Here is a 20,410-nt window from a genome sequence, read left to right on the forward strand (position 1 = left end):
CCTCCGGTGACTAGGCTTGGAACGTGGAGAACTCCGAGCCGTCCAAGGCCGATCTGACCAAGCGTCCGGTGGACGCCGCACCCGCACCCGTCCCTTCGCCGGCCCCCGTCACCGAGGCCGAGCTGCGCGCCTCCGACGCCGACCGCGAGCGGGTCGCCGAGCTGCTCCGGGATGCCTACGCGGAGGGCCGGCTGACCGTCGAGGAGCACTCCGAGCGGATCGAACTCGCTTACGGCGCCAAGACCTTGGGCGATCTGGTGCCGCTCACCCGGGACCTGCCGGCCCCGGCCGGCCCGGCCGCCCAGGTCTCCACGGCCAAGCCGCAGCCGGCCGCCGAGCGCCCGCCGGCGCCCCCGGCCCGGGCCGAGGCGCCCACCGTGGTGGCGATCTTCGGCGGCGCGGCCAGGAAGGGCCGCTGGCGGGTGGGCTCGCAGCTGCGCGCGGTCGCGCTGTTCGGTGGGGTGGAGATCGACCTCACCGACGCGGTGTTCGAATCCCCCGAGGTGGAGATCGAGGTCTTCGCGATGTTCGGCGGGGTGGACGTCAGGGTCCCGGAGAACGTCTCGCTGCACGGCAGCGGGCTCGGCCTGTTCGGCGGCTTCGACGTCAAGGAGCAGACCGTGGCCGACCCGTACGCCCCGGTGGTCCGGGTCAAGGGGGCGGCGATCTTCGGCGGGTGCAGCGCCAAGCCGCGCCGCGGCAAGAAGCTCAAGGAGTGGGTGCGCAAGCAACTCGAGGGCTGAGCACGGCAGTTGGCCGGTGCCGGTCCGACGGGGCGTCACCCGTGGGGTCGGCACCCGGCGCCGCGGCGAGTGCAGTCCGTAGTCATGCGCATGCGGTGTGCATGAACCGGGTTACGGCGGGGTAGTTCCAGACGCACATCGTTTCTTGTACGGCTGTGACCCCGGGGGCGGCTGAGGTTCGGGTCCGACCCGACGCGTGCGCGGGGTCGCTGCGGGGCAGCCGGGCAGGGAGCCCTTTTACCCCGAGTCTTGAGCCTCGTCAGGAGTAAGCCGTGCTGCATCCGATCGAGTCCAGCCCCCGAGCCGTCTCCGTGGCGGCCCACGCCGCCTCTTCCCCCGTGGTGGTGGTGCAGCGGCTCGACTCCCAGGACGACAACCCCTGGCACACCGGCGCGGCCTGCCGCCGGGACGAGGCGGGGCTGTTCTTCGCGCCGTCCAAGGAGCCCACGGCGGCCCGGCTCTCCCGGGAGGAGCAGGCCAAGCAGGTCTGTGCCCGTTGCCCGGTGCTGCTGGAGTGCCGCGAGCACGCCCTCAACCAGCCGGAGCCGTACGGCGTCTGGGGCGGGCTGACCGCCGCCGAGCGCCGGGTGGTGCTGTCCCGGCGCCGCCGCCGGGACGGCGAGCGCCGGATCCCGGCCGCCCGGCGGATAGCGGGCTGACCGGGCGGTCCGGCTGACGGAGGGTCAGGGCGGCGGCGCCGGGACGTGCCCGGGGAGCCGCCGCCCCTCCGCTCCGTACCGGGCTCAGTTGGCGCGGTCGAAGTCGATCGCGCTGTAGGCCCGCAGCTTGGACAGCTTGTGGGTGGAGTGGATCTCCCGGATGGTGCCGCTCTTGGAGCGCATCACCAGCGAGCTGGTGGTGGCGGTCTCCGAGCGGTAGTGGACGCCGCGCAGCAGCTCGCCGTCGGTGATGCCGGTGGCGACGAAGAACACGTTCTCGCCGCTGACCAGGTCGTCGGTGGTGAGCACCCGGTCCAGGTCGTGGCCGGCGTCCAGCGCGCGCTGGCGCTCGGCGTCGTCCTTGGGCCAGAGCTTGCCCTGGATCACGCCGCCCATGCACTTCATGGCGCAGGCCGCGATGATCCCCTCCGGGGTGCCGCCGACGCCCATCAGCAGGTCGACGCCGGTGCCCTCGCGGGCGGTCATGATCGCGCCGGCCACGTCGCCGTCGGAGATGAACTTGATCCGGGCGCCCGCCTCGCGGATCTCCCGGACCAGGGTGTCGTGGCGCGGGCGGTCCAGCACCATCACGGTGACGTCCTCGACCGCGGTGCCCTTGGCCTTGGCGACCCGGCGGATGTTGACCGCGACCGGGGCGGTGATGTCGACGTACTCGGCGGCCTCGGGGCCGGCCACCAGCTTGTCCATGTAGAAGACCGCGCTGGGGTCGAACATGGTGCCGCGGTCGGCCACCGCCAGGACGGCGACCGCGTTGGCCATGCCCTTGGCGGTCAGCGTGGTGCCGTCCACCGGGTCCACCGCGACGTCGCACTCGGCACCGGTGCCGTCGCCGACCCGCTCGCCGTTGTAGAGCATCGGGGCTTCGTCCTTCTCGCCCTCGCCGATGACGACGATGCCGTTCATCGAGACGGTCGAGACCAGGGTGCGCATCGCCTTCACGGCGGCGCCGTCGGCGCGGTTCTTGTCACCACGGCCGACCCAGCGGCCGGCCGCCATCGCGGCGGCCTCGGTGACCCGGACGAGTTCGAGCGCGAGGTTGCGGTCGGGGGCCTCCGGGGCCACCACCAGGGAGCTGGGGAAATTGCTGTGCGGGGCGGTCATCGTCGTTACCTCTCTGTACGCGACGGCCAGAGCGCCCGACAGCTTGCCTGGTCGAACGCCGTGATGAGGGTCCTGCGATCGTATCCGTCCATCAGATGACTGTCTGTGGCGCACCCCCGGTGACCGGGTGTTCCGTCCGGTTCCGTCCCGGTTCACCCGCCGGAGTGCACCCCGGTTGTCCGAAGTCCGGGGGGCATGGGTCACCATGTGGGGGTGGCAGGCAAAAGCAGCATGAGAGGCCGGCAGACGGTACGGGACATGGTCCTGTCGATGCTGGCGGTCGGTGTCGTGGTCTTCTTCGGGTACCTGTTCATCCCGCACTCGGAGGGCGACGGGATGAAGGCGGTGGACTACCGCTCCACGCTGGCCTCGGCCAAGCGCGCCGCCCCGTACCCGGTGCTGGCCCCCGAGGGCCTGGGCGCGGACTGGAAGGCCACCTCGGTCAGCTACGACGGCGGGGCCAAGGGCAGTGCCGCCTGGCACCTGGGCTTCGTCACCCCCTCCGGCCAGTACATCGCGGTGGAGCAGCGGGTCGCCGAGCCGGACAAGGCGGTGGCCGAGGTGGTCGAGGGCGCCAAGCCCGACGGCGCGGTCTCGGTGGAGGGCCAGGAGTGGCAGCGCTACCAGGGCAAGTCCTACCGCGGCCTGGTGCTGAGGACCGGCGGGGCCACCACCGTGGTCACCGGCACGGCCACGTACGAGGAACTGACCGGGTTCGCCCGCACGCTCAAGTGACCCCGCCCGGGTGACCCTGCTCGGGTGACCTCGCGGAGCTGGTCCCGCGGAACCGATCCCGCGTCGGAACGACGGAGGAGCCCCCGGCCGAGTGGCCGGGGGCTCCTGTCGTGCACCGGGTGTCGTGCACCCGGTCAACCGCTGACGGGAGGTCAGACGGTGGTGACGACCTCGTCGTACTCCAGGCGCGGGGAACGCGGGAACCAGGCGTCCTCGCCCGGCTTGCCGATGTTCACCACGGCCAGCACGGAGTGCTTGCCGTCGCCGAAGAAGTCCTTGTTCAGGCCGTCGGCGTCGTAGCCGGTCATCGGGCCGGCGGCCAGGCCGGCCGCGCGGATGCCGATGATGAAGTAGGCGAGCTGCAGCGAGGCGTTGAAGCGGGCCGAAGCGGTGCGGCCCTCGACCTCCTCGAAGAAGCTCTTGGCGGCCGGGAAGTGCGGGAAGAGCTTCGGCAGCTCGTCGTGGAAGTCGTGGTCCGCGGCCAGGATGGCGACCAGCGGGGCGGCCTCGGTCTTCTTCTTGTTGCCGTCACCGAGGTGCGAGACCAGGCGGGCGCGGGCCTCGTCCGAGCGGACCAGGACGATGCGCAGCGGCGACTGGTTCATCGAGGTCGGCGCGTACTTGACCAGGTCGTAGATGGCCTGGACCTGCTCGTCGGTGACCGGCTCGTCGGTGAAGGTGTTGGCGGTGCGGGCCTCGCGGAACAGAAGGTCCTGAGCGGCGGCGTCGAGAACCAGGGTCATTGCAGTCCACCTCATGCGGAAAGGGAACAACGGAAGCTTGCGAACAGCCGGTGTTGCGCCGTTCGTACGAGTTCAACGTTAGGTGAAACTTAAACAATTCCGCAACTCAGTGGTGTCCTGTGTCACATGGAGTTCACAGTGGCCCCTCGGGCACCACCCGCTCACTCCCCCGGCGCACCCCCGGAGCCCTCCTCGGCGGCGAGCGCCGCGTCCAGCCGGGCCCGCGCGCCGTCCAGCCACCGCTGGCAGACCTTCGCCAGCTCCTCGCCGCGCTCCCAGAGCGCCAGCGACTCCTCCAGCGGCACCCCGCCGGCCTCCAGCCGGCGGACCACGTCCAGAAGAGCATCGCGCGCCTGCTCGTAACCCAGGCCGTTGTCGCCGTCATTCCCCGCAGACTCTGTCATGTCGTCAGATTAGGCTCCCGTCGCGACAATCGGCTGCCGGCTCCGCCCGTCGGGGACTACCCTGCGCGCCATGATCACCGTACGGACCGCCACCCCCGCCGACGCCGCCGAACTGGTGCGGCTGCGCGCGCTGATGTTCGAAGCGATGTCCGGAGCCGCGGCGCCGGGGGAGTGGGAGGCCACCGCCGAGACGGTGCTCCGGGAGCGGCTCGCGGCGCCGCCGCAGGAGCTCACCATGCCCGCCTTCGTGGTGGACGACCCCGGGCGCCCGGGCCGGCTGGCCGCCTGTGCCGTCGGCACCCTGGAGCAACGGCTCCCCGCGCCCGGCCACCCCGACGGCCTGTTCGGCTTCGTCTTCAACATCTGCACCGACCCCGGCCACCGCCGCCGCGGCTACGCCCGGGCCTGCACCGCCGCCCTGCTGGAGTGGTTCGACGCCCGCCGGGCCACCCGGATCGACCTGCACGCCACCGAGGGCGCCGAGCCGCTCTACCGCGACCTGGGCTTCCACGAGCACTCGATCCCGCTCTCCCGGACGAAGCTGCTCCGGCAGTGACGGGGCCGCTCCGGCGGTGGGGCCGACGCCCCGGCGGCCGACGTCACGACACCCCGGCCAGCAGCCGGTGCAGTTCGGGCTCGGTGAACCGGCCCGCCACGCTGTCCACCAGGTACTCCAGGTACGTGGTGCCCCAGCGGTCCCGCCAGAGGCGCTCGGCGCTGTTCACCCCGTTGCGCTCGTGCTCCAGCGCCACCGCCAGTTCGAGGGTGAGCACGGCCGACCGGGCCTGCTCGCCGGTGAAGGCGAACCCCTCGGCCCGGGCGGACACCACCAGGGCGGGCAGGTCCTGCAGGCGGTAGCGGCGGAGCATGGTGTCGTCGTCCTGCAGGGCGAGCAGGAACTCGGTGAAACCTGGGGACATCGCGGATCCCTCCCTGGCTGCGCGCCCGTGGTCGGGCGGCGGGTCAACTGCCGAGTTGACCCTCTGTCAATATCCGTGTCATGGACGGCCGTCGGGCGTGTGCCCAGCTTGGGGGCCCTTCCGGTCACAGTATGTCCATGACAAATCCGCCCGGTCGGTAGGTTTCGCCGGTCGTGATTGACTCGTGACTGGACAGTGGCGTTACCCCAGTTGGGGGGAGTTGGGCAATTTCATCCCCGTGGGATGAATGCCGGTCTCATGCCGAATTAGGCGACCGCCATGCCGTTCACCACGTGGAATCGGGAGACGTACCGTGGCCAGTTGATCACCCAGTGCGCTAATCTTCGGGCAGCCACTAGTGGCGGCATATAGCAGAACCGGGGGCGTGGGGGACATGGGGGAAGACCTTCGGCGCGCGGCTTTTTTCGATCTCGCTCTGAACTCCTGGGAGTCCTTCGAGGTCGCCAGAGTGGCGCTGGAAAGCCATCGGAGCGCCGGTGATCTGTTGGTCCTGCTGCGCGCCGAGGCGGGGGTGGACCTGTTGTCCGGCCCCGCCGACGGCGTGTGGGGGGAGGACGCCACCGAGTCGGCCCCGCCGGGGCGGGATTGCCTGCGGATTGCCATCGGTGCCGGCGAGAGCAAATCCTGGGCGGTCGTCGAGGCTATGGCCAAACTCGGGCTCGACGCCAGCCGCTGCTTCGCCTATGGCGATCATCATGATTCACTGGGGACCCTCGGCGTGGTCGGTAATCCCCGAGTCCTGGGAGGGGACCCGGACTTGGCGGAATATGCCAGGAATCGGGGCTGGCCGATAATTTCCGCCGCGCCCCCGCTGACTTGCTGACGCCGCTCCGGGTAACGGTTCGACGGGTCAGTGGGGGCGCCGGCCGGAACCGCCGTCCGGTAGCGGCCAGGGCGGTGCTCAGGAGTCCGCGGTCAGCCGCTGGTACACCGCCAGGGTCCGCGCCGCCGCGTCGTCCCAGCGGAAGTCGGTGGCGGCCCGCCGCCGGCCGGCCGCACCGAGGCGCTCCGCCAGCTCCGGGTCGTCGATCAGCGAGTTGACCGAGGTGGCCAGGTCGGCCGCCAGTCGCAGCGGGTCCACCGGATCGCCGCTGCCGTCGGCCCGCTGCTCGTAGGGGACCAGCAGTCCGGTGTCGCCGTGCGCCACGATCTCCGGCACCGCCCCGACCGCGGTCGCCACCACGGCGGTGCCGCAGGCCATCGCCTTGAGGTTCACCGCACCGGTCGGCTCCCGCAGCGAGGGCTGCACGAAGGCGGTGGCCTGCGCGATGAGCTGACGCAGGCTCGGCTGGGCGAGCGCGCCGTCGATCCGGATCACCCCGGACCGCAGCCGCTCCAACTCCTCCAGCAGGGCGGCCACTTCACGCTCGGTCTCCGGCGCGCCGGGGCCCTCGCAGCAGAGCACCAGCTGCGCCTGCGGCCGGAACTCGGCGGCGGCCCGCAGCAGGTGGACCAGCCCGCGCCGCCTGGTCGGCCGGCCGAGGAAGAGCACGAACGGCCGCTCCGGGTCCACCCCGAGCTGCTCCAGCTCGGCCGTCCGCGGGTCCGGGCGCCACAGCTCGGTGTCGATCCCGCTGTGGATCACCTGGGTCTTCTCGGGCGCCACCTCCGGGTACGCCGCCAGGATGTCCTCCCGCAGCGCCGCCGACCCGGCGATCAGGGCGTCCGCCTCGCCGGCGGAGGCGCGCTCCATCCAGTCGGAGAGGGCGTGCTCGCCGCCCGCCTGCTCGGACTCGTCGGCCCGGTCGGTGGCCAGGCTGCGCATGGTCATCACGTGCGGAATGCCGTACAGCCGGCCGGCCACGTGCCCGGCGGCGTTGGTGTACCAGGTGTGACTGTGCACCACGTCGGCGGAGAAGCAGTCGTCCGCCATCCCGAGCCCGGCGTTGAGGAACTGCAGGGCCGAGGACTCGCTCGGACTGCCCGGCTCCCGGTACGAGTAGGTGTCCGGCCCGGCCGCCCCGGAGTCGAAGCACCGCACCCGGACGTCCACCAGGCGGCGCAGCGCCTTGGTCAGCTCGGTGGTGTGGGCGCCGGCGCCGCCGTCGGACTTGGCGGGGTACTGCCTGGTCAGAAGGTCGACACGCATGGTGGGTTCTCCTTGGGGGCGGCGGCTCAGCAGCAGTCCGGCGGGTCGAGCGGATGGGTGGGCGAAGGGGAGGTCACGACGGCGGAGCTGCCGCTGCCGGTGCCGGGCGGTGCGGCGGCGGGAGTGCCGGGGGAGGCCAGGGCCAGACCGGCGAGGGTCGCCACGGAGAGGGCGACGGGGACGAGGATCCTGGGCATGCGCATGACTGCTCGGCTGCCTTCGAGTGAGGTCGACTGCTGTTGACTCTCAGAGTCAATCCCGTTTGACAGTCCTTGTCAATCGAATCGACAGGAGGTGTCGCCACCTGACGGATACCTAACAAAGCCAGCCGACGGTCTTGGCGGGGGCTGGTAGATTCTGTAAAAACGACAGTCAAGCGGGCATCCCTCAAGGCTGGCCATCGGGTCACAACCAGGCGACCGGAGAACCATGGAGCAAGCACGTAGCGGAGCTGGCAGCATCGGGCAGCGCCTCCGCGAGCTACGCCAGAAGAAGGGGCTGAACCAGCAGGACCTCGCCTCGGCGGACCTGTCGGTCAGTTACGTGTCGTTGATCGAGACCGGGAAGCGCGCGCCTTCCGAGGCGGTCCTGCGCACCCTCGCCGAGCGCGTGGGGTGCTCCGTCGAGTACCTGCGGACCGGTCGCGACGACGCCAAGGTGCACGAGCTGGAGCTGAAGATCGCCTTCGGTGACATGGCCGTGCGCAACGGTGCCAACGGCGAGGCGCTCCAGTCCTACAGCGAGGCGCTGGCCTCGGCGCCGTTCCTCGGGGAGACCATGCTGCGCCGGGCCCGGATAGGCCAGGCGTTGGCGATGGAGAAGCTGGGGCGGCTGGAGGCGGCGATCCAGCTGCTCACGCCGCTGTTCGAGGACCCGGGCACGGTGCCCGGCAGTGCCGAGTGGTCCCAGCTGGCGGTCGCGCTCTGCCGGTGCCACCGCAACGTCGGCGACCTGACGCTCAGCGTGGAGATCGGCGAACGCGCGATGCGGACGTTGGAGGCCCTCGGCCTCGACGTGACCGACGACCACATGCAGATCGGCTCCACCCTGATCAGCTGCTACCACCGGCGGGGCGACCTGACCAAGGCCCGGCTGCTGGCCGACCGGCTGATGGGCGTGGCGGACGAGACCGGCTCCCGGGTGGCCCGCGGCGTCGTCTACTGGAACGCCGCCACCCTGGCCTACTCCCAGGGCCGGCACAAGGAGGCGCTGGCCCTCACCGAGCGGGCCCTGGCCCTGCTGGCGGAGACCGACAACTCCCGGCACCAGGCCATGCTCAAGATCGTCTACGGCTACCTGGTGCTGGAGAACGAGACGCCCGACCTGGAGCACCTGAAGACCACGCTGGAGGGCGCCCACCTGGTCCTGCTGGAGGTCGGCACCGCCACCGAGCAGGCCCGGAGCGAGGCCCTGCTGGCCCAGGTGGAGCTCCGGCGCGGCGAACCGCAGCAGGCGCTCGCCCACGCCGGCCGCTCGCTCGGCCTGCTGCGCAACGACAGCCAGCAGGAGGTGGCCCGTGCGCGGGTGCTGCTGGCCCGGGCGCAGTTCCAGTCCGGCGAGACCGCGGCGGCGCAGGCGTCCCTGGAGTCGGCCGTCCGGCAGCTCGAACCGCTTCCGATCACCCGGGTCACCGCCCAGGTGTGGCGGGACGCCGGCGACCTGTGGAAGCTGCTCGGCCGCCCGGCGGAGGCACTGGAGGCCTACGAGCGGGCCCTCACCCAGCTCGGCATCAGGGCGATGCCCGCACCCGCCGAGCAGTTCGTCATCGACCGCGGCTGAGCCCACTGCAGCTGGGCCCACCGCGGCTGGGCTCACTGCGGCTGGGCCCACCGCGGGCCCGCGCGGCGGTGGCGGTCACTCCTGAGTGACCGTCACCTCGAAGCCGCCCTCGGCCACCCGGGCGTGCAGCCGCTCGCCGTCCGCCAGCGCGGCCGGGTCGGTGACCACGCGGCCGTCCGCCCGCTGGAGCACCGCGTAGCCGCGCTCCAGGGTGGCCAGCGGGGAGAGCGCCACCACCCGGGCCAGGGTGTGGCCGAGGTCGGACCCGGCGGCGTCCAGCCGGTGGCCGAGCACCCTCCGGGCCCGGCCGAGCAGTTGGGACACCTCCTCCGCCGGGCCGTCCACCAGCCGGTACGGGGAGGCCAGCGCCGGACGGCTCCGGACGCCCGCCAGCCCGGCCTCCTCGCGCTCCACCCGGTGGACGACGTGGCGGCGGGCCCGGTCCCGCAGCTGGTGCACCCGGGCCAGCTCCTCGCCGACGTCCGGCACCACCCGCTTGGCGGCGTCGGTCGGGGTGGAGGCCCGCAGGTCCGCCACGAAGTCCAGCAGCGGCTGGTCCGGCTCGTGCCCGATCGCGCTGACCACCGGGGTGCGGGCCGCCGCGACCGCCCGGACCAGGCCCTCGTCCGAGAACGGCAGCAGGTCCTCCACGCTGCCCCCGCCCCGGGCCACGATGATCACGTCCACCTCGGGGTGCCCGTCCAGCTCCTCGACCGCGGCGGTCACCCGGGCCACGGCGCTGACCCCCTGCACCGGCACGTTCCGCACCTCGAACCGGACCGCCGGCCAGCGGCGGCGCGCGTTCTCCAGCACGTCCCGCTCGGCGGCCGAGTCGCGGCCGGTCACCAGGCCGATGCAGTGCGGCAGGAACGGCAGCCGCTTCTTCCGCCCGGCCTCGAACAGGCCCTCGGCGGCCAGCGCCCGCTTCAGGTGCTCCAACCGGGCCAGCAGCTCGCCCAGCCCGACCAGGCGGATCTCGGTGGCCCGCAGCGACAGCGTGCCGCGCGCCACGTACCACTCCGGCTTGGCGTGGACCAGGATGCGGGAGCCCTCACGGACGTCCTCGGCCACCTGCTCGAAGACCTGCCGGAAGCAGGTGACGGTCAGTGAGACGTCCCGGTCCGGGTCACGGAGCGTCAGGAACACCACCCCGGCCCCCGGGCGGCGGCTCAACTGGGTGATCTGCCCCTCCACCCACACCGCCCCCAGCCGGTCCACCCACCCACCGATGAGCGCGGACACCTTGCCGACCGGGATCGGCGCCTCGGGTGAGCTGCTGTTCGCCATACCGACGAGGCTATCCCCGCCCACCGACTCCCGGGGTGCGTCCCGCAGGGGCGCGAGGAACTGCGCGAATGCGGAAGGCGGACCGGCGTGAGGTCGGGGCAGGCGAGCCAGTTGCACGTGCTGCCGTTCCCCTGCGTCGGGGCCGCAGCACGTGCAACTGGCCGGCACGCCCTCAGTCAATGATGGGCCGCCTTCCGATTCGCGCAGCTCCCCGCGCCCCTGGGGTGGCCGTCTCCGTCGGCCGTTACGCTGGCCGGGGCGACGGTGTGTCAACTGCGGGGAGTGGCGAGGCGATGGCGATCTCCAAGGGTGCGAACGTGCCGGTGGCGGCGGCCGAGGTGCGGGTCGAGCTCGGGTGGCGTGCCGGGCCGGGCGTGCCGGACGCCGACGCGTCGGCGCTGCTGCTGTCGGGCGGCCGGGTCCGTTCCGACGCCGACTTCGTCTTCTACAACCAGCCCCAGGACCCGTCCGGTGCCGTCCGCCACGGCGGCAAGCAGCAGCTCCCGGACGGCTCCGTCCTGGACGGCCTGACGGTCCGTCTGCCCGGCCTGGACCCCGCCGTCGAGACGGTGGTGCTGGCGGCCTCCAGCGACGGCGGCCCGTTCGGCGCCCTGCCGGGCCTGTACCTCCGCCTCCTGGACGCCGTCACCGGCGCCGAGCTGGTCCGCTTCGAGGACACGGGGGCGACCACCGAGACCGCCTTCGTGCTCGGCGAGCTCTACCGCCGGGGCGAGGGCTGGAAGTTCCGCGCGGTCGGCCAGGGCTACGACTCCGGCCTGGCGGGCCTGGCCACCGACTACGGCATCCAGGTGGACGCGGAGCCCGCCCCGGTGACCGCCCCCGCCAGCCACCCCGCGCCGGTGCCGGCTCCTGCCCCGCCGGTGCCCGCCGCCCCGCCCGGCACGCCGGCGGCCCCCGCGGCCCCGCTCAGCCTCTCCAAGATCACCCTCACCAAGGAGGCCCCCAAGCTCTCGCTGCGCAAGCACGGCGCGGTCGGCGGCCTGCTCCGGGTGAACCTCAACTGGTCCGCCGCGCCCCAGCCCGCGCCCACCGCCGCCCAGCCGCAGAAGTCCGGCGGCTGGCTGACCAAGCTCCGCAACGCCGCCCAGGGCCAGGGCGCCAACGCGTTGGCCAGCCGCGACCTCGACCTGGCCTGCCTCTGGCAGTTGCGGGACGGCAGCGCGGGCATCGTCCAGGCCATCGGGCAGCGCTTCGGCGGCCTGCACGAGCCGCCGTTCGTCCAGCTGGCCAACGACGACCGGACGGGTGCGGTGGCCACCGGCGAGGACCTGTGGATCAACCTGGACCGCTCCGCCGAGATCCAGCGCCTGCTGGTCTTCGCCTTCGCCTTCGACGGGCGCCCGCTGAACGGGCTGAACGGGCTGGCGACGCTCTTCCCGGCGTCGGGGGTGCCGGTCGAGCTGCCGCTGGACGGCTGCGACTTCCCGGCCACCAGCTGCGTGGTCGCGCTGCTGGAGAACGACGGCGAGGGCCTGGTGGTGCACCGGGAGGGCCGCTGGTTCCAGGCCACCCCGCAGCTGTCGAACCACCAGATGATCGACCAGGCCTACGGCTGGGGCCTCTCCTGGAGCGCCGGCTCCAAGTAACCGTCACCTCCCGCGCCGCACCGCCGGACTCTGCACCACCAGCACCACCAGCCCCACCGCCAGCCACACGGCCCCGACCCACTGCGCGGTGGGGGAGGCCTCGACCAGCACCCAGCCGATCACCGCCATGCCCAACAGCGGCACCAGCAGGTGCCGGAACCAGTCCCGCGACGAGCCCTTGACGGTGTACCAGCCGATCACCGAGGCGTGCAGCAGGCCGAAGGCGGAGAGCGCGCCGACGTTCACCACCGAGGTCAGCTGGTCCAGCCCGTCGTCCCGGCTCGCCGCCCAGACCGCCGCCACCAGGGTCACCGCCGCGGCGGTCAGCAGGGCCCGCCGCGGCACCGCCGTCCGGGGGTCGACCGCGGCCAGCACCCGGGGGAGCCGGCCCTCCCGGGCCATCGCGAAGAGCAGCCGCCCGGCCGCCGCCTGCCCGGCCAGTGCCGCGAAGGCCGCCCCGACCGCCTTGCTGGCCGCCACCAGGGTCTGCAGCCAGTGCCCGACCGAGGCGTCCACGGTGTCGTAGAAGGCCGAGCCCTGCGCGGCCGGGTCGGCCGCCAGCTGATCCGGCGTCACCGGGCTGAGCAGCGCCGCCAGGTAGGTCTGCGCCACGAACAGCACCCCGGCCAGCGCCAGGCACCACAGCACCGCGCGGGCCACCGCCGCCGAGGCGCCCACCGCCTCCTCCACGAAGGAGGCGATCGCGTCGAAGCCCAGGTAGGAGAGCACGGCCACGCTGACCGCGGCCATCACCGCGCTGAGCGAGAAGCCGCCGATCCCGGTCAGCGGGCTGAGCCAGTCGCGCTCGGCCCCGTCCCGGACCAGCACCACCACGGCCGAGACCACGAAGACCGCCAGCACCACGAGCTCCAGCGCCAGCACCGCGAAGCCGACCGCCGCGGCCGTCCGCACCCCGAGCAGGTTGAGCGCGGTGGTGACCAGCACCGCCAGGGCCGTCCAGACCCAGCGGGAGACGTCGGGCACCAGCGAGTTGAGCGCGATCCCGGAGAACAGGTAGGCCACCGCGGGGATCAGCAGGTAGTCCAGCATCGCCATCCAGCCGGCCACGAAGCCCCAGCTCTCGCCGAGCCCGGCCCGGGCGTACGCGAAGACCGAGCCGGCCCTCGGCACCGCCCGCACCATCTGCGCGTAGCTGTACGCGGTGAACCCCATGGCCACGGTGGCCGCCAGGTAGACCGCCGCCACCGCCCCGTGGCTCCTGGCGTCCAGCACCCCGAACACGCCGACCGGCGCCATCGGGGCGATGAACAGCAGCCCGTAGACCATCAGATCCCGTACGCCGAGGCTCCTGCGCAGCTCGCCCGGCCGTTCAGCCTGCTCACTCATGCTCAGATTTGAACACTTTTGTCCGTTCCGCTCCGGTATCCGGGTGCCGTCGGCGCGGCCTCCGCACGCCCGTACCATGGTTCGCATGTCCAACTCTGCGCAGCGCCGTGTCCTGCTCGCCGCCCCCCGGGGCTACTGCGCGGGTGTCGACCGCGCCGTCATCGCCGTGGAGAAGGCCCTGGAGCAGTACGGGGCCCCGATCTACGTCCGCAAGGAGATCGTCCACAACAAGTACGTGGTGCAGACCCTGGAGAAGCAGGGCGCGATCTTCGTGGACGAGACCGAGGAGGTCCCCGAGGGCTCGATCGTGGTCTTCTCGGCCCACGGCGTCGCCCCCTCCGTCCACGACGAGGCCCAGGCCGGCAAGCTCGCCACCATCGACGCCACCTGCCCCCTGGTCACCAAGGTGCACAAGGAGGCCGTCCGGTTCGCGGACGAGGACTACGACATCCTGCTGGTGGGCCACGAGGGCCACGAGGAGGTCATCGGCACCATGGGCGAGGCGCCCGACCGGATCCACCTGGTCGACGGCGCCGAGGACGTGGCCAACGTCCAGGTCCGCGACGAGTCCAAGGTGGTCTGGCTCTCCCAGACCACCCTCTCGGTGGACGAGACCATGGCCACCGTCGGCGAGCTCAAGAAGCGCTTCCCGCTGCTGGTCAGCCCGCCCAGCGACGACATCTGCTACGCCACCCAGAACCGCCAGGTCGCCGTCAAGCAGCTCGCCCCCGAGGCCGACCTGCTGATCGTGGTCGGCTCCAAGAACTCCTCCAACTCGGTCCGCCTGGTCGAGGTCGGCCTGGAGTACGGCGCCAAGGCCGCCCACCTGGTCGACTTCGCCGACGAGATCGACGAGGCCTGGCTGGAGGGCGTCGAGACCGTCGGCCTGACCTCCGGCGCCTCCGTCCCGGAGATCCTGGTGGACGGCGTCCTCGCCTTCCTCGCCGAGCGCGGCTACGCCGACGTGCAGACCGTCCGCACCGCCGAGGAGCACCTGGTCTTCTCGCTGCCCAAGGAGCTCCGCCGCGACCTGCGCGCGGAGGCCGCCGGCAAGCTGGCGTAGTACCTCCGCCCGTCGGAATCCGTAGCGCGAACCGCCACCGTCGCCCTTAGGTTTGTCCACAGGCCTGTGGACTCACTCCCTGGAGGGCGACGGTGGCGGCGGTTTTCGGTGTGGACATCGGTGGTTCGGGCATCAAGGGCGCCCCGGTCGACCTGACCGGCGGTCAGCTCGCCGAGGAGCGGCACAAGGTGCTGACCCCTCAGCCCTCCACCCCCGAGTCGGTGCTCGCCGCCGTCCACGAGGTGGTCGACCACTTCGGCCACCGGGGCCCGGTCGGCCTCACCTTCCCCGGCGTCGTGGTCGACGGCCGCATCCAGACCGCCGCCAACGTCTCCAAGGACTGGATCGGCCTCGACGCGGCCGGCCTCTTCCGCGAGGAGCTCGACCTCCCCTGCACCGTCCTGAACGACGCCGACGCGGCCGGTCTCGCCGAGGTCCGCCACGGCGCCGGCCGCGACCGCTCCGGCGTGGTCCTGGTCCTCACCTTCGGCACCGGCATCGGCAGCGCCCTCTTCTCCGACGGCGTCCTGGTCCCCAACACCGAGCTCGGCCACCTGGAACTGCGCGGCAAGGACGCCGAACGCCGCGCCTCCTCGGCCGCCCGCGAGCGCCACGAACTCAGCTGGGCCGACTGGGCGGTGCGGGTCAACGAGTACCTCGACCTGGTGGAGATGCTCTTCTCGCCGCAGCTGATCGTCATCGGCGGCGGGGTCAGCCGCAAGCACGACAAGTTCCTCCCCCACCTCACCGACCGCCCCGCCGAGGTGGTCCCGGCCCTCCTGCGCAACGACGCCGGCATCGTCGGCGCCGCCATGGCCGCCGCCGGTTCGGCAGGGGAGTAGGTCACGCCTTCGGGGGCGCGAGGAACTGCGCGCTGCGGAAGGCGACAACCCGTCACTCAGGCGCGGACAACCACCTGCAAGCGCTGCCCCGCCGTGACCTGACGCACCCTCAAGAAGCCCGCCGCGCCCGCCTGATCCGCCGCTGCGCCAGGAACCGCGCCGCCACGATCACCGCCGCCAGCCCCGTCCCGGTGAACAGCCACCCCGCCCGCAGCGCCAGCCCGCTCGCCAGCCCCACCACCTGCCCGGTCACCCCCGGCGCCGACACCGGCCCCAGCACCAGCAGTGCCACCGCGAACGCGATCGGCCCGCTGATCGGCGCCGCGGGCAGGTCCGCCAGCCGTACCCGCACGGCGAGTTGGAAGCAGACCGCGACGTACCCGAGCCCGAACAGCACCCCCAGCCCGCCGAACACCAGCCGGTCCGCCCCGGCCGCCACCAGCGTCCCGACCAGGGCCAGCAGCCCCGTCCCGACCGCGGTCAGCCGCGCCGGAGGCCTGCCCTTCCCCCCTCCGCCTCCACCGCCTCCACCGCCGCCACCGCCGCGCGCCCGGGAGGCCAGCCGCAGCGGCACCCGCATCGCCCCGCCGCCCTTCGCCCCACCACCCCTCGCCTCGGGGGAACCGGCGGGTCCCGGTACGGCGGCCCCGCCCGGACCGCTCGGCGGTCGGCGTCTGGGCCCTGGCGGCTGGGTTCGGATGCTCTGCTCCACCCGCCCAACGTACGGTCGGATCATCGCCACAGTGTGTAATGGCGCGGCGACCTCCCACCGTGTCCCCGAACGGAGTAGTCTGCGGGCCGTTCGTGATCGTTCGTTGCCCAACGGGGAGGCAGCATGACCGAGTTCGGGTTCGCCCGTCTGCACCACGTTCAGCTGGACGTGCCGAAGGGGTCCGAGGAGACCTGCCGCGCGTTCTGGAGCGGCGTGCTCGGCCTGGCCGAGCTGCCCAAGCCGCCGGTGCTGGCCGCCCGCGGCGGCTGCTGGTTCGGCGGCGGCGGGGTCGAGGTCCACCTCGGCGTGGTCGGCGAGCACCAGGCCTCGCCCAAGGCCCACCCCGGCTTCCTGATGACCGGCCTCGACGACCTCGCCGCCCGCCTCGCCGAACACGGCCACCCGGTGACCTGGGACGACAACTTCCCCGGATACCGCCGCTTCCACTCCGCCGACCCCTTCGGCAACCGCCTGGAGTTCCTGGAGCCCGACCCCTCGGCCTGAGGACCCCCTCCCGCGGGCCCGTAGACTGGGGGATCGGTCCGGCCCGTCCGGGCCGCTCCACGCCCTCCAAGCCCCGGGACATCGCTTCATGTCGCTCACGATCGGAATCGTCGGCCTGCCGAACGTCGGCAAGTCGACCCTGTTCAACGCCCTGACCAAGAACGACGTGCTGGCGGCCAACTACCCGTTCGCCACCATCGAGCCCAACGTGGGCGTCGTCGGCGTCCCGGACCCGCGTCTGCAGAAGCTGGCCGAGATCTTCGGTTCCCAGAAGATCCTCCCGGCCACCGTCGACTTCGTCGACATCGCCGGCATCGTGCGCGGCGCCAGCGAGGGCGAGGGCCTGGGCAACAAGTTCCTCGCCAACATCCGCGAGTCGGACGCGATCTGCCAGGTCATCAGGGCGTTCAGCGACCCGGACGTCGTCCACGTCGACGGCAAGGTCTCGCCCAAGGACGACATCGAGACCATCAACACCGAGCTGATCCTCGCCGACCTCCAGTCGATCGAGAAGGTCCTCCCCCGCCTGGAGAAGGAGGCCCGCCTCAAGAAGGACACCGCCCCGGTGCTGGCCGCCGCCAAGGAGGCGCAGGCCATCCTGGAGACCGGCAAGACCCTCTTCGAGGCCGGCTTCGACATCTCCCTGGTGCGCGAGCTCCACCTCCTCACCGCCAAGCCCTTCCTCTACGTCTTCAACGTGGACGAGGACGAGCTGGCCGACGAGGACTTCAAGAACGCCCAGCGCGCCCTGGTCGCCCCCGCCGAGGCCATCTTCCTCAACGCCAAGATCGAGTCCGAGCTGATCGAGCTCGACGACGCCGAGGCCCTCGAACTCCTCCAGTCCATGGGCCAGGAGGAGCCCGGCCTCGCCACCCTCGGCCGGGTCGGCTTCGACACCCTCGGCCTGCAGACCTACCTGACGGCCGGCCCCAAGGAGACCCGGGCCTGGACCATCAAGAAGGGCGCCACCGCCCCCGAGGCCGCCGGTGTGATCCACACCGACTTCCAGAAGGGCTTCATCAAGGCCGAGGTCATCTCCTTCGAGGACCTGGTCGAGACCGGCTCCATCGCCGAGGCCCGCGCCAAGGGCAAGGCCCGCATCGAGGGCAAGGAGTACGTCATGCAGGACGGCGACGTCGTGGAGTTCCGCTTCAACGTCTGACCGGTCCTCCGACGGTGCCCGGCCGGCCTCCCCGGCCGGGCACCGTCGTCCTCCAGGTCCAGGAAGACCGCGTCCCCAGGAAAGAAGAAGAGGGCGATGAAGCTCGCCGAGGCACTGGCGCTGCGCGCCGAGACGACCCGCCGGGTCGAACAGCTGCGGTCCCGGGTGGTGGCCAACGCGCGCTACCAGGAGGGCGAGGAGCCCGCCGAGGACGCGGCCGCACTACTGGCCGAGGCCGGGCAGGCGCTGGACGAGCTGGAGTCGCTGATCCGCCGGATCAACCGGACCAACAGCGCCGTCGTCCTGCCCGAGGGCGGCACCCTGACGGACGCGCTGGCCCGCCGCGACGTGCTGCGGCTGCGGCACGCGGTGCTCAGCTCCGCCGCCGAGGCGGCCTCGGGGAGCAACGCGTACCGGCAGATGCGCTCGGAGCTGCGGATGTACGCGGCCCTGCCGGTGGCCGGACTCCGCACGCGGATCGACGAGTTGGCCAAGCAGATCCGCGAGGTGGACACCCTCGTCCAGCGCTCCAACTGGGAGGTCGACCTGCTCGACTGAGCAGGGCACGGGCGTGAGGAGCAGGTAGTCGCCGACGGAGGCGTGCACAGACCGAGGGCCGCGGTACGGCCCACTTGGCGCGCGGAGGGCAGCGCAGGGGTTCGACTCCCCGCATCACGGTGCAGCCCAGCACGGCGTACAGGTGACGGTGCACGACGCACAGTTCACAACCATGTGCAGATCCCCGGCGACGAGGGCGGGCACGGGGCATCCTCACGCCGTACGGTGGGCCGCAGGTGGCACCTGGAGGAAGGCACGCGGTGAAGACGGATCTGGAGTGGCTGGCCCGGGCGGTCGAGCTGTCGCGGAAGTGTCCGCCGTCGGGGACGGCGTTCTCGGTGGGGGCGGTGGTCGTCGGGGCCGACGGGGTGGTGCTGGCGGAGGGGTACAGCCGGGAGACGGCGCCGCACGATCACGCGGAGGAGGCGGCGCTGGCGAAGCTGGCGGCGGGGGACGAGCGGCTGCGCACCGCGACGGTGTACAGCTCGCTGGAGCCGTGCGGGGAGCGGGCCTCGCGGCCGCGGACGTGTGCGGAGCTGCTCGTGGCGGCGGGGGTGCCGCGGGTGGTGGTGGCCTGGCGGGAGCCGGACCTGTTCGTGACGGGGTGTCAGGGGACGGCGCTGCTGGAGGCGGCGGGCGTCGAGGTGGTGGAGCTGCCGGAGCTGGCCGAGGAGGCACGGGCGGTCAATGCGCACCTCTTGGGGTGAGGGCGGGGGATGTGTGGTCGTATGACCGGGTTTTGTAGCCTGGTGGTACGTACCCGTCCGGAGGAGATCCGCCATGCCCGTGACCCTGCCCGCCCGTGCCCTGCTGCTCGACATGGACGGCACCCTGGTCAACTCCGAGGCGGCGGTGGAGCGTTGCTGGCGCCGTTGGGCGGCGGAGCACGGCATCGACGGTGACCACGCGATGAGCGTGGTGCACGGCCGGCAGGGGCACCTGTCGATGTCGATCCTGCTGCCGGAGCGTCCGATGGAGGAGAACCTCGCGGACAACCGGCGGATGCTGGCCGAGGAGATCGCGGACGTCGAGGGCGTGGTGGAGGTGCCGGGGGCGGCGGTCTTCCTGGCGGCGTTGGGTGCGCTGGGCGGGCGGTCGCACGCGCTGGTCACTTCGGCGGACGACGCGCTGGCCCGGGCCCGGATGGGGGCGGCGGGGCTGCCGCTGCCGGAGCTGATGGTGACGGCGGAGTCGGTGGGGGCCAGCAAGCCGGACCCGGAGGGCTTCCTGAAGGGGGCGGCCGGGCTCGGGGCCGACCCGGCGGACTGCGTGGTGTTCGAGGACTCGGAGGCCGGTATCCGGGCGGGGCAGGCGGCCGGGATGCGGGTGGTCGGGGTGGGCCCGCGCGCGGCGGCCTTCGGGCCGACGGTGCACGTGGAGACCCTGGAGCAGGTGCGGGTCGTTGCGACGGCGGACGGCGGCCTGCTGCTCGAGATCGGGTGAGGGGCGGGACGGGGCGCCGCCCGGGAGGCCCGGGCGGCGAGAGGTTCACGGGCGCGGCGGCAGCGGCACCGGGAGGGCGGGCAGCCCGTCCACGCTGACCGGCACGTAGGGCTTGCCCTCGCAGTAGACCGCGAACTCCTCGTCCGTCTTGCGGTCGAAGTACTGGGCGTGCAGCGCGCGGTCCTCGCGGTAGTCCATCAGCGGGACGGCGAAGCCGCAGGAGTCGCTGACCCGGGTGGCGTGCACCAGCACGATCGCGCGCAGCGCGCTGCCGTCGGCCTCCGGCGGGAAGTGGCCGAGGAGTTCGGCGAAGCGCGGGTCGTCGCGGAAGACCGGTTCGCCGTGGCCGTGCACCCGTACCACGGTGGGCGGGCCGTCGAAGGCGCACCACATCAGGGTGACCCGGCCGTTCTCCCGTAGGTGGGCGATGGTCTCGGCGGTGGAGCCGCCGAAGTCCAGGTAGGCCAGGGTGAGTTCGTCGATGACGACCAGGGTGCCGGAGCGGCCCTTGGGGGAGAGGTTGACGTGCCCGTCGGCCGCGAGCGGGGCGGTGGCCGTGAAGAAGACCGGCTGGGCCTCGATGAACTTCCGCAGGCGGCCGTCGATGCGTTCGTATGTCTTTCCCATGGGTCCGATTCTCGCGAAGCGGCGCGCTCCGTACCAGGGATTA

Annotated in this window: 24 protein-coding genes; 14 read left to right on the plus strand and 10 right to left on the minus strand. The window is 72.5% G+C overall.

All coding sequences use genetic code 11. The features are described from left to right. The first annotated feature begins 23 nt into the window (after positions 1-23). Positions 24-743 carry a DUF1707 domain-containing protein gene (locus ACIA8O_RS24620; RefSeq protein ID WP_396296096.1) on the plus strand — a complete coding sequence of 240 codons (720 nt, stop codon included), beginning with the start codon at positions 24-26 and terminating at the stop codon, positions 741-743. 311 nt (positions 744-1,054) lie between these two features. Further along, complete coding sequence (locus tag ACIA8O_RS24625; protein ID WP_396296156.1) at positions 1,055-1,402, plus strand: WhiB family transcriptional regulator; 348 nt, start codon at positions 1,055-1,057, stop codon at positions 1,400-1,402. Between the two features lie 84 nt (positions 1,403-1,486). Here the strand turns inward: ACIA8O_RS24625 and glpX are convergent, their stop codons facing one another. After that, positions 1,487-2,524, minus strand: coding sequence for a class II fructose-bisphosphatase (glpX, locus tag ACIA8O_RS24630; RefSeq protein WP_396296097.1), 1,038 nt, complete (start codon positions 2,522-2,524; stop codon positions 1,487-1,489). A gap of 231 nt (positions 2,525-2,755) precedes the next feature. Here glpX and ACIA8O_RS24635 point away from each other — a divergent pair, with 231 nt between their 5' ends. Further along, positions 2,756-3,259 carry a DUF4245 domain-containing protein gene (locus ACIA8O_RS24635; protein WP_396296098.1) on the plus strand — a complete coding sequence of 168 codons (504 nt, stop codon included), beginning with the start codon at positions 2,756-2,758 and terminating at the stop codon, positions 3,257-3,259. Positions 3,260-3,411: 152 nt separating this feature from the next. Here the strand turns inward: ACIA8O_RS24635 and ACIA8O_RS24640 are convergent, their stop codons facing one another. Then, a complete protein-coding gene (locus ACIA8O_RS24640; RefSeq protein ID WP_396296099.1) occupies positions 3,412-4,002 on the minus strand; it encodes a malonic semialdehyde reductase in 591 nt (196 codons plus the stop codon). Positions 4,003-4,163: 161 nt separating this feature from the next. Beyond that, the gene (locus tag ACIA8O_RS24645; RefSeq protein WP_396296100.1) at positions 4,164-4,406 is read right to left on the minus strand and encodes an exodeoxyribonuclease VII small subunit; all 243 of its coding nucleotides are present in this window, start codon (positions 4,404-4,406) and stop codon (positions 4,164-4,166) included. A gap of 70 nt (positions 4,407-4,476) precedes the next feature. On the opposite strand from ACIA8O_RS24645, the gene ACIA8O_RS24650 reads away from it, so the two are divergent. After that, complete coding sequence (locus ACIA8O_RS24650; RefSeq protein ID WP_396296101.1) at positions 4,477-4,962, plus strand: GNAT family N-acetyltransferase; 486 nt, start codon at positions 4,477-4,479, stop codon at positions 4,960-4,962. Between the two features lie 43 nt (positions 4,963-5,005). Here the strand turns inward: ACIA8O_RS24650 and ACIA8O_RS24655 are convergent, their stop codons facing one another. After that, the gene (locus tag ACIA8O_RS24655; RefSeq protein ID WP_396296102.1) at positions 5,006-5,326 is read right to left on the minus strand and encodes a hypothetical protein; all 321 of its coding nucleotides are present in this window, start codon (positions 5,324-5,326) and stop codon (positions 5,006-5,008) included. 385 nt (positions 5,327-5,711) lie between these two features. Here ACIA8O_RS24655 and ACIA8O_RS24660 point away from each other — a divergent pair, with 385 nt between their 5' ends. After that, entirely contained in the window at positions 5,712-6,170 is a 459-nt protein-coding gene (locus tag ACIA8O_RS24660; RefSeq protein WP_396296103.1) for a hypothetical protein, read from the plus strand. A 78-nt stretch (positions 6,171-6,248) separates the two neighbouring features. On the opposite strand, the gene glgA is transcribed toward ACIA8O_RS24660, so the two are convergent. Next, the gene (gene glgA / locus ACIA8O_RS24665; protein WP_396296104.1) at positions 6,249-7,436 is read right to left on the minus strand and encodes a glycogen synthase; all 1,188 of its coding nucleotides are present in this window, start codon (positions 7,434-7,436) and stop codon (positions 6,249-6,251) included. A 26-nt stretch (positions 7,437-7,462) separates the two neighbouring features. Continuing rightward, complete coding sequence (locus ACIA8O_RS24670) at positions 7,463-7,633, minus strand: hypothetical protein (RefSeq protein ID WP_396296105.1); 171 nt, start codon at positions 7,631-7,633, stop codon at positions 7,463-7,465. Positions 7,634-7,865: 232 nt separating this feature from the next. Between ACIA8O_RS24670 and ACIA8O_RS24675 the strand changes: the two genes are divergently transcribed. After that, positions 7,866-9,215: a helix-turn-helix domain-containing protein gene (locus tag ACIA8O_RS24675; protein WP_396296106.1), complete on the plus strand. Its 1,350-nt coding sequence runs from the start codon at positions 7,866-7,868 to the stop codon at positions 9,213-9,215. Between the two features lie 75 nt (positions 9,216-9,290). Here ACIA8O_RS24675 and xseA read toward each other — a convergent pair whose 3' ends face one another. Further along, entirely contained in the window at positions 9,291-10,502 is a 1,212-nt protein-coding gene (gene xseA / locus ACIA8O_RS24680; protein ID WP_396296107.1) for an exodeoxyribonuclease VII large subunit, read from the minus strand. A 293-nt stretch (positions 10,503-10,795) separates the two neighbouring features. Between xseA and ACIA8O_RS24685 the strand changes: the two genes are divergently transcribed. Continuing rightward, positions 10,796-12,109, plus strand: coding sequence for a TerD family protein (locus ACIA8O_RS24685; RefSeq protein ID WP_396296108.1), 1,314 nt, complete (start codon positions 10,796-10,798; stop codon positions 12,107-12,109). A gap of 3 nt (positions 12,110-12,112) precedes the next feature. Here the strand turns inward: ACIA8O_RS24685 and ACIA8O_RS24690 are convergent, their stop codons facing one another. Continuing rightward, positions 12,113-13,456: an APC family permease gene (locus ACIA8O_RS24690; RefSeq protein ID WP_396296109.1), complete on the minus strand. Its 1,344-nt coding sequence runs from the start codon at positions 13,454-13,456 to the stop codon at positions 12,113-12,115. A gap of 85 nt (positions 13,457-13,541) precedes the next feature. On the opposite strand from ACIA8O_RS24690, the gene ACIA8O_RS24695 reads away from it, so the two are divergent. Together ACIA8O_RS24695 and ppgK are read left to right on the plus strand one after the other, a co-directional pair. Continuing rightward, a complete protein-coding gene (locus tag ACIA8O_RS24695; protein WP_396296110.1) occupies positions 13,542-14,519 on the plus strand; it encodes a 4-hydroxy-3-methylbut-2-enyl diphosphate reductase in 978 nt (325 codons plus the stop codon). A gap of 92 nt (positions 14,520-14,611) precedes the next feature. Then, on the plus strand, positions 14,612-15,361 hold the full coding sequence (ppgK, locus tag ACIA8O_RS24700; RefSeq protein ID WP_396296111.1) for a polyphosphate--glucose phosphotransferase: 750 nt from the start codon (positions 14,612-14,614) through the stop codon (positions 15,359-15,361). Between the two features lie 109 nt (positions 15,362-15,470). On the opposite strand, the gene ACIA8O_RS24705 is transcribed toward ppgK, so the two are convergent. Next, positions 15,471-15,941 (minus strand): DUF6542 domain-containing protein, encoded by a 471-nt coding sequence (locus tag ACIA8O_RS24705; protein ID WP_396296112.1) that lies wholly within the window; start codon positions 15,939-15,941, stop codon positions 15,471-15,473. 255 nt (positions 15,942-16,196) lie between these two features. Between ACIA8O_RS24705 and ACIA8O_RS24710 the strand changes: the two genes are divergently transcribed. The 5 genes from ACIA8O_RS24710 (at position 16,197) to ACIA8O_RS24730 (ending at position 19,740) form a co-directional block, all read left to right on the plus strand. Further along, positions 16,197-16,577 (plus strand): glyoxalase, encoded by a 381-nt coding sequence (locus tag ACIA8O_RS24710; protein ID WP_396296113.1) that lies wholly within the window; start codon positions 16,197-16,199, stop codon positions 16,575-16,577. Positions 16,578-16,665: 88 nt separating this feature from the next. Then, positions 16,666-17,739 carry a redox-regulated ATPase YchF gene (gene ychF, locus ACIA8O_RS24715; RefSeq protein ID WP_396296114.1) on the plus strand — a complete coding sequence of 358 codons (1,074 nt, stop codon included), beginning with the start codon at positions 16,666-16,668 and terminating at the stop codon, positions 17,737-17,739. Between the two features lie 96 nt (positions 17,740-17,835). Next, positions 17,836-18,297: a DIP1984 family protein gene (locus ACIA8O_RS24720; RefSeq protein ID WP_396296115.1), complete on the plus strand. Its 462-nt coding sequence runs from the start codon at positions 17,836-17,838 to the stop codon at positions 18,295-18,297. Between the two features lie 260 nt (positions 18,298-18,557). After that, on the plus strand, positions 18,558-19,004 hold the full coding sequence (locus ACIA8O_RS24725; protein ID WP_396296116.1) for a deaminase: 447 nt from the start codon (positions 18,558-18,560) through the stop codon (positions 19,002-19,004). Between the two features lie 73 nt (positions 19,005-19,077). Then, positions 19,078-19,740 (plus strand): HAD-IA family hydrolase, encoded by a 663-nt coding sequence (locus ACIA8O_RS24730; protein ID WP_396296117.1) that lies wholly within the window; start codon positions 19,078-19,080, stop codon positions 19,738-19,740. Positions 19,741-19,785: 45 nt separating this feature from the next. Here ACIA8O_RS24730 and ACIA8O_RS24735 read toward each other — a convergent pair whose 3' ends face one another. After that, positions 19,786-20,367: a pyridoxamine 5'-phosphate oxidase family protein gene (locus ACIA8O_RS24735; RefSeq protein ID WP_396296118.1), complete on the minus strand. Its 582-nt coding sequence runs from the start codon at positions 20,365-20,367 to the stop codon at positions 19,786-19,788. Positions 20,368-20,410 lie beyond the last annotated feature (43 nt).

Origin of the sequence: Kitasatospora sp. NPDC051853 (assembly GCF_044452665.1) — a bacterium.
In the GTDB taxonomy this organism is placed as follows: Bacteria; Actinomycetota; Actinomycetes; order Streptomycetales; family Streptomycetaceae; genus Kitasatospora.